Source organism: Streptomyces sp. NPDC032126, from assembly GCF_055580085.1.
The window spans coordinates 70,109-82,119 of the sequence record NZ_JBVIMA010000013.1 but is presented as its reverse complement, the minus strand read 5'-3'; the positions used below and the strand labels follow the sequence as shown (position 1 = coordinate 82,119).

The following is a 12,011-nucleotide window of genomic DNA, read 5'->3' as shown; positions in this document are numbered from 1 at the left end:
GCCGTCTTCCTCCCGCGTGGACAGTACGAGGCCGCCGGACTCCATGGGTTGGCCGCATTCAGGGCAGTCCGGGGGGTCGTTGGTCATGCGGCGGACCCTAGCGGAGCGGCGGTCATGAACTCACCGGAGCGTGAAGGCGGCGGACCGCCGGCGGACCGTTGTCGGGTCCGGCGCCGGCGGTCCGCCACCGTTGTCCGTCGTTGTCCGCTGTTGTCCGCTGTCAGAACCAGCCGGTGCAGACGACCGTGTCGCTGTCGCCCGGGCTGCCGCAGGCCCGCATCACCACGTCGTGGTCGTTCCACTCGGGGGTGAACACGTCGGAGCCGCTGGTGATCCTGGTGAAGCCGAGCTGGTCCCAGGACTGCCCGCCGGTGAAGCTGCGGTCGACCCACACCTCGTCGCCGGGTGCTCCGCCGGTGATCCGCCCCCAGGCGCACTCGGTGGTGTCGCTGTAGCGCAGTTCGATCAGTCGACCCTCGATGGACACCGAGCGCGGCGAGCGGGCGCCCGCGCCGTTCGGGGCTCCGCCGTCGGTGCAGCCCGCCGTGGCGGTGCCGCCGCCCAGCGCGCCGCCGGCGCAGTCGGGAACCCCCGGCAGCACGGCGGGGCCCTTGATGTAGATGTTGGTGATCCAGCCGTCGTAGTCGGGCAGATAGGCCCAGACCGTGTTGACCAGGCCCTCCGCGTTGACGACGTCACCGTGCTGCTGGCAGGAGACGCGCACCGACGTCTCGCCGCTGATCGTCTGCCGGACGGCGGCGGTGAGCGTGGGCTGTGAGCGCACGTTCACCCTGTCGCCCCAGGTGGTGAACGGCCCGCCGTTGCCGGTCCCGGCGGCCGGGCCCCCGCTCAGGCAGTCGGGCACTCCCGGCAGCACGGCGGGCCCTCGCACGTAGATGTTGGTGATCCAGGCGTCGTAACCGGGCAGGTACGACCACATGTCGTTGGTGATCCCCTCGGCGGTGATCGACTCGCCGCGCTGCTGGCAGGAGATCTTCACCTGGGTGGGACCCGGGAAGGTGTGCTGCACCGCTGATCCGCGGCGCGGCTCGTCCCCCGCCCGGACCCACTCGCCCCATGTACTGAAGAGCTGGCCGGGAAGGCCGGAGTTGTCCGGTGAAGCCGAGTCCGATCCCTCGCTCGGCCGGATCGCCCCGACGTAGATGCTGCTGGAATGCGAGCTGAAGTCGGCGACCTGGAGGGGGTGCTGGGACTCCGCCGCCTCCACGATCTTCCCGTTGCCGAGGTAGATCGCGGTGTGCGTGGTGCTCCGCCAATAGAAGCGGGTGCGCTTCCAGAACAGCACGTCCCCGGGCTTGAGATGGGCCGTGCCGTCGCTGCCGTCGAAGCGGACCGGCCAGTAGCGGTCGAAGACGTCGGACGTCGATCCGGACCCGAGGATGTCCCGGCCGGTGGCCACCGACCATGCCCAGCGGGTCAGCCCCGAGCAGTCGAAGCCGACGACATTGCCGTCGTTCGCGGCCTCGGCACCGCCGCCGTCCGGCGTACCGTGCGTCTTGCCGGGCACCGGACCGTGGCCGCCTCCCCAGGAGTACATGGTGCCGGCCGCCACCTCGTCGCAGGCCGCCTTCACAGCGAGCGCCCCCTGAGCGCTGGTCTCCTCGTACGCCCTGCAGTCGCCCGCGGCGTGTGCGGGTGCCGCCGGCAGGACCGCCAGACCGAGGGCCAGCAGCGCGGAGGCCAGCAGGGACCGAATCAGTCCCGACCAGGTCGGCCCCGCGCGCAGATGTCCGTTCATCGTCTCCCCCTTCGGCGGGAGACCCGCCGCTGTACGCGCGGAGCCGGTCAGCTCCGCCGATCACCGAGAGGCTAGCTGATTACGCGGACATGCCAACGTCAGCGGCGGTTCGCCCTACCGGAGAGGGGGCCGCCGGGGCTGTGTCGTCGCCGTTGGACGAGTATGTGGACGCCGATTGGCCTCACCTCGGCGGCAACAGCCGTAAGGGGTCGACCAGATCCCAACAGTGGACCGCCCGTCAGGAGATGCTCACGCCGGAGGAGTTCGACTCGCCGCTCGGCAAACGGGTGTACGGCCTGGGGCATGCCTGTGGGCGAGCAACAGTGTCCCCGCCCTGCTGTCCAGCTACGCACGGTGCATTTTCGGTCGGCTTCGAGACCTCAAGCAAGCAGTCCTCGCCCGCGGGGACCTCCCGGAGCTGCCGGGCAGGGTCTGACGGGTGCCCGGAGAACTTCTCCGCGTATTCTCCGCAGCCAACAGCAAAAATGCCCTCCCGGAGGGAGGGCGGAGACTCGGCGCCCCCGGCAGGACTCGAACCTGCGGCCAAGCGCTTAGAAGGCGCCTGCTCTATCCACTGAGCTACGGGGGCCGGGTGTGGTGGCCTCGTACGAGGTGCCCGGGTGTGGGCCGATCCTGACGTTGCCGGGGACAAGGATAGGGCTCCCGCGTCCTTGCCCCTGTTGCTTCGCCTCCGTGGCTCGATGTGGAGGTTCGGTGAAGCGGTCCTGATAATCGCAGGCAGGTACGAATCGTGCACCGCTTTTGGCGTCTCGGTCCACGGGTGTTGTGCACTCGTTATGCCTGGCCTATGCCGCTGTCCCGCTCACCCCTTCCGTCCCTTGTGTCCTGTCGGCGCGCAGACATGCCTATATGCTTCATAAATCCCCCGAAGTTGGGCATTCTTCGCATGTGGTGACCTTGGACGTACGGCCTCAACTGCTCGACGCACTCTCCGCGCTGCGCGACCGTGTCGCCGCCGCACGCTTCCCGCTGCCCCTGGCCGGGGCCCCACGCGCGCGTGCCAACCGCGACGAACTCCTCGCGCAGCTCGACGACTACCTGGTGCCCCGCCTGAGACAGCCCGAAGCGCCCCTGCTGGCCGTCGTGGGCGGCTCGACCGGCGCCGGCAAGTCGACGCTCGTCAACTCCCTCGTGGGACAGCGCGTCAGCGAGGCGGGCGTGCTGAGACCGACGACCCGCACCCCGGTCCTCGTCTGCCACCCGGAGGACCATCACTGGTTCAGCGGCATGCGCGTCCTGCCCGACCTCACGCGCGTGTGGGTGCCCCACCAGGAGCCGACCGACGACCTGCTTCTGCCTGGCGAGGACGGCCGCCGCGTCCTGCGCGTCGAGACCGCCGACACCCTCCCGCCCGGCCTCGCCCTCCTCGACGCGCCCGACGTCGACTCCCTCGTCGCCGACAACCGGATCCTCGCCGCGGAACTGATCTGCGCCGCCGACATCTGGATCATGGTCACCACCGCCGCGCGTTACGCCGACGCCGTCCCCTGGCACCTGCTGCGCACCGCCAAGGAGTACAACGCCACCCTCGTCACCGTCCTCGACCGCGTCCCCCACCAGGTCGTCTCCGAGGTATCCCGGCAGTACGGCGCCCTCCTCACCAAGGCCGGCCTCGGCGACGTACCGCGCTTCACCGTGCCCGAACTGCCCGAGTCCGCCTGGGGCGGTGGCCTGCTCCCCGCGACCGCCGTGGCCCCGCTGCGCACCTGGCTCGTCCACCACGCCCACGACCCCGCCGCCCGCCAGCACGTCATGGCCCGCACCGCCTACGGCGTCCTCGACTCCCTCAAGTCCCGCATGCCCGAGCTGGCCAGCGCCGCCGCCGCCCAGTACGCGGCCGCCCTGCGGCTCACCACCGCCGTCGACAACGCCTACGACAGCGAGTACGCGCGCGTGCGCGGCCGGCTGCAGAGCGGCGCCGTGCTCGCCGGGGACGCCCTCAAACGCTGGCGCTCCTTCCCCCTCGACTGCACCGCCGCGGAACTCCTCGACGCGCTCACCGAGAGCCTCGCCGCCCTCCTGCTGTGCTCCGTCACCGCCGCCGACGAACGCATCGACGAGTCCTGGCGGCGCGAGCCGGCCGCGGGTGCGCCGACCCTCCTCGACGACCGCGATCCGGTGCTGGACAGCGCCGAGCACCGCATCGGCCTGGCCGTACGACGGTGGCGGCGCGAGCTGGAGGAGTACGCCGAGGAGGAGGTGCGTGAACTCGAACGCGGCGCCGGGGCCGACCCCGAGGTGATCGCCGCCCTCGTCGCCACCGCCCTGCTCGGCGGCCGCCGTGCGCGCAACGCGGGCGAGGGGCTCGCCGAGCGCATCGGCGCCCATGGCGCGCTCCGGCTGCGCGACCGGGGCGGGCGGCTGCTCACCGAGCACCTGGACCGCGTGCTGAACGCCGAACGCGAACGCCGGCTCGCCCCGCTCGACGGGCTCGACATCCACGCCGAACCCCAGGCCGAACTGATCGCCGCGCTGTCCGTACTGCAGAAGGAGAGGTGACCGGTGACCGCCGTCACTGACCAGGACCACGAGCACGGCCCCGCCGACCCCACCGAGCAGCCGGAGGACCTCCTGAAGGGGGGTCGTGACGGCGGCACCTCCGAGGAGCGCGGTGCGGGGGAGACGGTCGGGGAGGAGCCTTCGTGCGAGGCCGCGGAGGAGGCGGCGAGGGAGGAGGGGGGCACCTCACCGGACACCTCACCGGACACCTCACCGGGCACCTCACCGGGCACCGCTCCGGAGACGACCCCTTCCGCCCAGGAGGGCCACGCGCGCGGGCAGAGCGACGCCCCGTCAGCCTCGTCGACCTCCTCGGCCCCCTCCGCTCCCTCGACCCCCTCAGTCGCCACAGATCGCAGAAACCCCACAGAGCCCACAGCCTCTACAGCCGCCACAGCCGCCACAGCCGCCACTGACCCCACCGACCCCACGGATCCCAAGGACGCCTGGGACGACGGGCTGATCGCGCGGCGGGTGAACGAGACGACCACCGCCGAGCAGCAGGTCGCCGTCCTGGAGGCCCGGGGCTCGGGTGTGCCGCCGGCGATGCCCCTGGCGTACGACGGCCCGCTGCGGTCGCGGCTCGACGCGCTGCGCGAACTCGTCGGGCTGTCCCGCACCCGGCTGGACAGCCGGACCCTCGCCGAGGCCGGGCGGGTCCTGGACGAGGCGGCGGCCCGGCGCAGGCTCTCCGGTCAGCACACCGTCGTCGCGATCGCGGGCGCCACCGGCAGCGGGAAGTCCCAGCTGTTCAACGCCCTCGCCGGGGTGACCATCTCGGAGACGGGCGTACGCCGGCCCACCACGGCCGCGCCCATCGCGTGCAGTTGGAGCGACGGCGCGGCGAGCCTCATCGACCGGCTCGGCATCCCGGGACGGCTGCGCCGGCGGCCGGTGCAGAGCCCCGAGGCCGAGGCGCAGCTGCGCGGACTCGTCCTGATCGACCTGCCCGACCACGACTCGGCGGCCGTGCAGCACCGCGAGCAGGTCGACCGGGTCCTCGCGCTCGTCGACGCGGTGATCTGGGTCGTCGACCCCGAGAAGTACGCCGACGCCATGCTGCACGAGCGCTATCTGCGGCCCATGGCGGGGCACGCCGAGGTGATGTTCGTCGTCCTCAACCAGGTCGACCGGCTGCCCGGCGAGGCCGCCGACCTCGTCCTCGACGATCTGCGACGGCTCCTCGACGAGGACGGCATCGCGTTGGGCGAGTACGGCGAACCCGGCGCCACCGTGCTGGCGCTGTCCGCGCTCACCGGTGACGGAGTCGGCGAACTGCGGGAGCTGTTGGGCCAGTTCGTCGCCGAGCGCGGCGCACCGGCCCGCCGGGTCTCCGCGGACGTCGATCTGGCCGCGGCCCGGCTGCGGCCCGTCTACGCGACGGGGCGGCGCACCGGCCTCAGCGAGGAGGCGCGGGACGAGTTCGCGGCGCGCCTCGCGGACGCGGTCGGCGCCACCGCCGCCGGCGACGCCGCCGAACGGGCCTGGCTGCGCAACGCCAACCGCGCGTGCGGGACACCCTGGCTGCGGCTGTGGCGCTGGTACGAGGACCGGCGCGAGCCCGTGACGGGCCGGCTGCCGATCCGGGCCCAGGCCGATGAGGAGGCCACGGCACGGCAGCGGGTCGAGCAGGCGGTGCGGACGGTGGCCGAGCGGGCCTCGGCGGGACTGCCCGCGCCCTGGGCGCAGGCGGTGCGCGAGGCGGCCGTACGCGGTGCGCAGGGGCTGCCCGAGGCGCTGGACGAGCTGGCCGCACGGGCGGGACTGCCGCCGGGGCGGCCGCCGCGGCCGGGGTGGTGGCCGGTGGCCGTGCTGGCGCAGGCGTCCATGACGCTGCTTCAACTCGTCGGCGGGCTGTGGTTGGTGGGGCAGATCGTCGGGGTCATGGCGCCGAATCTGGGGGTTCCGGTGCTGCTGATGGTGGCCGGGATCATCGGCGGTCCGCTGGTGGAGTGGAGCTGCCGGATGGCGGCACGGGGTCCGGCCAGACGGTACGGCCAGGACGCGGAACGGCGGCTGCGCGAGGCCGCGGCCGGGTGCGGGCGGGCGCGGGTACTGGATCCCGTGGCGGCGGAGCTGCTGCGGTACCGGGAGGTGCGGGAGCAGTACGGGAGGGTCGTGGGGGTGCGCTGACCGGGGTGGTGACCTGGTCGGGTGATCGCCGGCGAGGGGTGGGCGGTCACTCGTGCGGGTAGTACCGGTCGTCCGTGCGGGTGGTGCCGGTCGCTCGTGCGGGTGACGGGGTTCTCCACAGGCGGGGGGTGATCCACAGCGCTCGGCGGGCTCGGTCCCGCGGCGGCAGTCTGGCTTCGCGGCGATCGCGACGGACGCGGTCGCGGGAAGGAAGCACGGACATGAACGAGACGATGGTCTGCGCGGTGGGCAATGTGGCGACGCAGCCGGTGTGCCGGGAGCTGGCGTCGGGGCCGTCGGCGAGGTTCCGGCTGGCGGTGACCGCCCGCTACTGGGACCGGGAGAACGGCACCTGGAAGGACGGGCACACCAACTTCTTCACGGTGTGGGCCAACCGGCAGCTGGCCACCAATGTGATGGCGTCGCTGTCGGTCGGGGAGCCGGTGATGGTGCACGGCAGGCTGAAGGTGCGCTCGGAGGTGCGCGAGGGGCAGCAGGCGTGGACGTCGGCCGACATCGACGCGGTGGCGATCGGGCACGACATGGCCCGCGGGGTGAGTACGTTCCGGCGCGGGGCCAGGCCCCCCGAGCCCAACTGGGAGACACCGACGCCGGATTCGGCGAACTCGGCGAACGCGGCGGCGGACCCGCTGAACGCGGCGGACCCGGTGAACGCGGCGGACCCGCTGAACGCGGCGGACCCGCTGAACGCGGCGGACCCGCTGAACGCGGCGGTCGCGGCGGTCACGGAGAAGGAGCCCGAGCGCGAGCCGGAGCGGCAGCCGGAGCCGGCGATGGCCGTGACGTGATGTCAGGAACCGCCCGGCGATGATCCCTTGCAAGGCTTATCGGTGAATACGCCCCGCATCGCGCGGTGGATTTGTCGATAAGCCCAGCTCAAAACCGCCCGGGTGCGATCTTGGCGATAACGATTCCGAGTCGGATCGGTTATCGGATGACCTGACCGGGAAGCCTGGTGCGCCGCGTCTCTAGGATGCCGGACGTAGCTCTTGTGGCTTCTGATTCTGCTGGTGGGACCGTGCCCCCCACGTCAACGGGTCCTGCTCGAAGGGGAATTGCGTGTTTTCTTGGTTCTCTGCGCCGTCCGCACGCAGGCGAGGGCCGGTCCGTCGCCTCGTCGCGGCGACGCTGCTCTCCGGCCTGGCCGCCGCCGGTGCGCTGACCGCCGCCGGTCCGGCCGCCGCTGCCGAGGGCGCGACGCAGAGCCAGGGCGGGGCGACCGCCACCATGGGCGCCCTGAAGACGTACGGCGATGCCGTGCTGCACGACGACAGCGGGGACCAGGAGATCTCGGCGGGCCTGTTCGAGATGTCCGTCGACGGCGGCGGCATGCTGCAGACGTACTGCGTCGACCTCCACAACCCCACCCAGAGGGACGCCAAGTACCACGAGACCCCGTGGAGCGGCACGTCCCTGAACGCCAACAAGAACGCGGGCCGGATCCTGTGGATCCTGCGCAACTCCTACCCGCAGGTCAACGACCTGGCCTCGCTGGCCAAGCGGGCGGGCATCACCGGCGGCCTCACCGAGCAGGACGCGGCGGCGGGCACCCAGGTGGCGATCTGGCGCTACTCCGACGGCGCGGACGTCGACGCGGTGGACCCGCAGGCGGAGCGGCTGGCGGACTACCTCCAGAGGACCGCGCGCAGCGCGCCCGAGCCCCGGGCGTCCCTCACCGTGGACCCGCCCGCCGTGTCGGGCCGGCCCGGTGAGCCGCTGGGGCCGGTGACGGTGCACACCGACGCGAGCGCCGTGACGGTGATCCCGCCGATGGACGCCGCGACCAGCGGGGTGCGGATCGTGGACCGGGCCGGCAAGACGGTCACCGCGGCGGCCGACGGCAGCCAGCTGTTCTTCGACGTGCCCGCGGACGCGCCCGCCGGGACGGCCGAGCTGACCCTCCAGGCGTCGACGACGGTTCCGGTCGGGCGGGCCTTCACCTCCGAGAGCCGCAGCCAGACGCAGATCCTGGCCGGCTCCAGCGAGTCGACGGTGTCGGCGACGGCGACGGCGATCTGGGCGGAGCGCGGGGCGGTACCGGCGCTGTCCGCGGCGAAGAACTGCGCCAGGAGCGGCCTGGACGTCACCGCCGCCAACCGCGGTGACCAGGTCTTCACCTTCACGCTGATGGGCAGGGAGTACGCGATCGCGGCCGGCGAGTCCCGCACGGTGACGGTCCCGCTCCAGGAGGACCAGGCGTACGACTTCACGATCACCGGCCCGCAGAACGTCTCCCAGCGCTTCACCGGCGTCCTCGACTGCCGGACGACGGGCAGCGGGACGGGCCTGACCACGCAGACCCTGAGCGAACCGAGCCCGGCGACGGTGGCGGCCCCCGCCCAGGACACGGACCTCGCCCAGACGGGCGGCACCAGCATGACCCCGGTGATCGCGGGCACGGCCATCGGCCTGGTCCTGATCGGCGGCACGATCCTGGTCCTCCTGGCCCGCAAGGAGACCCCGCACCAGAACTAACACCTCCACCCGACCCCCATCGGAAAGCCCCAGGTCAGCGCCCCCGCCGCGAACGGGTTTCCGCCAAGGGGTAGCCGTCGGGCAAGATGGGGTGTATCTGCCCACTGCCAGATTTCAAGTTGCCGGACGGTTTCTCTTGGCTGAGTACATCTACACCATGCGCAAGACGCGCAAGGCACACGGCGACAAGGTGATCCTTGACGACGTCTCGCTGAACTTCCTGCCCGGCGCGAAGATCGGTGTGGTCGGCCCGAACGGTGCCGGTAAGTCGACCGTTCTGAAGATCATGGCCGGGCTCGAGCAGCCGTCCAACGGTGACGCCTTCCTCTCGCCGGGGTACAGCGTGGGCATCCTGCTCCAGGAGCCGCCGCTCAACGAGGAGAAGACCGTCCTGGAGAACGTCCAGGAGGGTGTCGCCGAGATCAAGGGCAAGCTCGACCGGTTCAACGAGATCGCCGAGCTGATGGCGACCGACTACTCCGACGCGCTGCTCGACGAGATGGGCAAGCTGCAGGAGGAGCTCGACCACGCCAACGCGTGGGACCTCGACGCCCAGCTGGAGCAGGCCATGGACGCGCTCGGCTGCCCGCCCGGCGACTGGCCCGTCACCAACCTCTCCGGTGGTGAGAAGCGCCGCGTCGCCCTGTGCAAGCTCCTCCTGGAGCAGCCCGACCTGCTGCTCCTCGACGAGCCCACCAACCACCTCGACGCCGAGTCCGTGAACTGGCTGGAGCAGCACCTCGCCAAGTACGCGGGAACCGTCGTCGCGATCACCCACGACCGGTACTTCCTCGACAACGTGGCCGAGTGGATCCTGGAGCTCGACCGCGGTCGCGCCTACCCGTACGAGGGCAACTACTCCACGTACCTGGAGACCAAGGCGACCCGTCTGAAGGTCGAGGGCCAGAAGGACGCCAAGCGGCAGAAGCGGCTCAAGGAAGAGCTGGAGTGGGTCCGCTCCAACGCCAAGGGTCGGCAGGCCAAGTCCAAGGCGCGCCTCGCCCGGTACGAGGAGATGGCCGCCGAGGCGGAGAAGATGCGGAAGCTGGACTTCGAGGAGATCCAGATCCCGCCGGGCCCGCGTCTGGGCAACGTCGTCGTCGAGGTCGACGGCCTCAACAAGGCCTTCGGCGAGAAGGTCCTCGTCGACAACCTCAGCTTCACCCTCCCGCGCAACGGCATCGTCGGCGTGATCGGCCCGAACGGCGCCGGCAAGACCACCCTGTTCAAGATGATCCAGGGCCTGGAGGAGCCGGACACCGGCAACATCAAGGTCGGCGAGACCGTCAAGATCTCCTACGTCGACCAGACCCGCGCCAACCTCGACCCGAAGAAGACGCTGTGGGAGGTCGTGTCCGACGGCCTCGACTACATCAACGTCGGCCAGGTCGAGATGCCGTCCCGGGCGTATGTCTCCGCCTTCGGGTTCAAGGGCCCCGACCAGCAGAAGCCGACCGGCGTCCTCTCCGGCGGTGAGCGCAACCGCCTCAACCTGGCGCTCACCCTCAAGCAGGGCGGCAACCTGCTGCTCCTCGACGAGCCGACCAACGACCTCGACGTCGAGACCCTCTCCAGCCTGGAGAACGCGCTGCTGGAGTTCCCCGGCTGCGCCGTGGTCGTCTCCCACGACCGCTGGTTCCTGGACCGCGTCGCCACGCACATCCTCGCGTACGAGGGCGACTCCAAGTGGTTCTGGTTCGAGGGCAACTTCGAGTCGTACGAGAAGAACAAGATCGAGCGGCTCGGGCCGGACGCCGCGCGCCCGCACCGTGCCACCTACAAGAAGCTGACCCGGGGCTGATCGATCTTGCGCCACCTCTACCGCTGCCCCCTGCGCTGGTCGGACATGGACGCGTACGGGCACGTCAACAACGCGGTCTTCATCCGCTACCTGGAGGAAGCCCGTATCGACTTCCTGTTCCGCCCGGAGAAGGACTTCAAGCAGGGGTCGGTGGTGGCGCGCCACGAGATCGACTACAAGCGCCAGCTCGTCCACCGGCACACACCCGTGGACATCGAGCTGTGGGTCACCGAGATCCGGGCCGCGTCCTTCACCATCACCTACGAGGTGAAGGACGACGACCTGGTCTACGTACGGGCCTCGACGGTGATCGTGCCGTTCGACTTCGAGGCACAGCGGCCCCGCCGGATCACCGCCGAGGAGCGGGAGTTCCTCCAGGAGTACACGGACGAGGCCGAGGCCGAGGAGGCCGTCGCCGCATGACGGTGCTGCATCTCGCCGACGAGGGGGAGGCGGCGGATCTCGCTGCCTTCCTCTCCCGGCTGCTGCACTACGACCGCGGGGCGGCGGTACGGGTGCAGGGATCCGGCACCGCACTCGCCGTCTTCGGGCGGCCGCCGTCCTTCGAGGTGCTGGCGATCCGCGCGGTGCGGCTGGCCAAGCCGTACGAGAAGGGGCTGGACGTCACCCTCGACGTCACCGTCTCGGCCGGTGAGCTGCTGGAGTCCGTCGACGAGGCGGGCGCCACGGCCGTCGTGCCGGCCGCCGTCACCGGTCCGCCGTGGGCGGGGGTCCTGCCCCCGCGCGGCGGCTGGCGTCCCGAGCCGGGGCTGCCGGCTCCCGACGCGCTCCGTGCGACGGTCGCCGGCGTCGTCGCCGAATTCCGGTCCCGTACGCAGGAGTTGGGGCCCGATCGGCGTACGAGGGCCGAACTGGACCGGATCGGGCGGGAGATCTGGTCCCGCACGGTCGGCGAGACCCCGCTGCCCGTTCGGGCCGTGCACGCGGCGCAGTCCCTGGGCTTCCTGCGGCCCGGTCAGGCCGAACCGGCCCTGCTGTCGTCGGGCGCGTGGCTGCGACTGCGCACACCGTTCGGCTCGATCGCCGTACGACGGTCGGGCCTGGGCGCACTGGACGTCACCGTCCGCTGACTCGTCGGCGGTCACCCCGGCCCGCTCACCGCAGGGCCGGCTCACCCCGGCCCGCTCACGGCGACCGGCTCGCCCCTGTTGTCCGGTCACCGCGGCCCGTTCAGCGCCGCCCCGGCACCCGACCCGCTCGCTCCGGATCCGGCACCCGACCCGGTCCCTCCGGCCCCGTCACCCGGGCCGGTTCACCCCAGCCCGTTCGCCCCGGCGCCCG

Annotated in this window: 7 protein-coding genes, 1 tRNA gene and 1 pseudogene; 7 read left to right on the top strand and 2 right to left on the bottom strand. The window is 71.7% G+C overall.

Annotated elements, in window-relative coordinates; genetic code table 11:
- Window positions 1-220: 220 nt before the first annotated feature.
- Window positions 221-1,759 (bottom strand): NlpC/P60 family protein, encoded by a 1,539-nt coding sequence (locus tag ACZ5NW_RS35070; protein ID WP_468748070.1) that lies wholly within the window; start codon window positions 1,757-1,759, stop codon window positions 221-223.
- A gap of 516 nt (window positions 1,760-2,275) precedes the next feature.
- A tRNA-Arg gene (locus tag ACZ5NW_RS35065) sits at window positions 2,276-2,348 on the bottom strand.
- A 320-nt stretch (window positions 2,349-2,668) separates the two neighbouring features.
- Between ACZ5NW_RS35065 and ACZ5NW_RS35060 the strand changes: the two genes are divergently transcribed.
- The 7 genes and pseudogenes from ACZ5NW_RS35060 to ACZ5NW_RS35030 all read left to right on the top strand — a co-directional run bounded on the left by ACZ5NW_RS35060 (window position 2,669) and on the right by ACZ5NW_RS35030 (window position 11,800).
- On the top strand, window positions 2,669-4,279 hold the full coding sequence (locus ACZ5NW_RS35060; RefSeq protein WP_468748069.1) for a dynamin family protein: 1,611 nt from the start codon (window positions 2,669-2,671) through the stop codon (window positions 4,277-4,279).
- Between the two features lie 3 nt (window positions 4,280-4,282).
- On the top strand, window positions 4,283-6,412 hold the full coding sequence (locus tag ACZ5NW_RS35055) for a YfjP family GTPase (protein ID WP_468748068.1): 2,130 nt from the start codon (window positions 4,283-4,285) through the stop codon (window positions 6,410-6,412).
- A gap of 221 nt (window positions 6,413-6,633) precedes the next feature.
- Window positions 6,634-7,056, top strand: a pseudogene (locus ACZ5NW_RS35050) (single-stranded DNA-binding protein); the annotation flags it as partial.
- A 436-nt stretch (window positions 7,057-7,492) separates the two neighbouring features.
- Window positions 7,493-8,908 (top strand): Cys-Gln thioester bond-forming surface protein, encoded by a 1,416-nt coding sequence (locus ACZ5NW_RS35045; protein WP_468748067.1) that lies wholly within the window; start codon window positions 7,493-7,495, stop codon window positions 8,906-8,908.
- 136 nt (window positions 8,909-9,044) lie between these two features.
- On the top strand, window positions 9,045-10,709 hold the full coding sequence (gene ettA, locus ACZ5NW_RS35040) for an energy-dependent translational throttle protein EttA (protein WP_468748066.1): 1,665 nt from the start codon (window positions 9,045-9,047) through the stop codon (window positions 10,707-10,709).
- Between the two features lie 6 nt (window positions 10,710-10,715).
- Complete coding sequence (locus ACZ5NW_RS35035) at window positions 10,716-11,132, top strand: acyl-CoA thioesterase (protein ID WP_468748065.1); 417 nt, start codon at window positions 10,716-10,718, stop codon at window positions 11,130-11,132.
- Window positions 11,129-11,800, top strand: coding sequence for a DUF8185 domain-containing protein (locus ACZ5NW_RS35030; RefSeq protein WP_468748064.1), 672 nt, complete (start codon window positions 11,129-11,131; stop codon window positions 11,798-11,800). Before ACZ5NW_RS35035 ends, ACZ5NW_RS35030 begins: the two co-directional genes overlap by 4 nt.
- The last annotated feature ends 211 nt before the right edge of the window (window positions 11,801-12,011 follow it).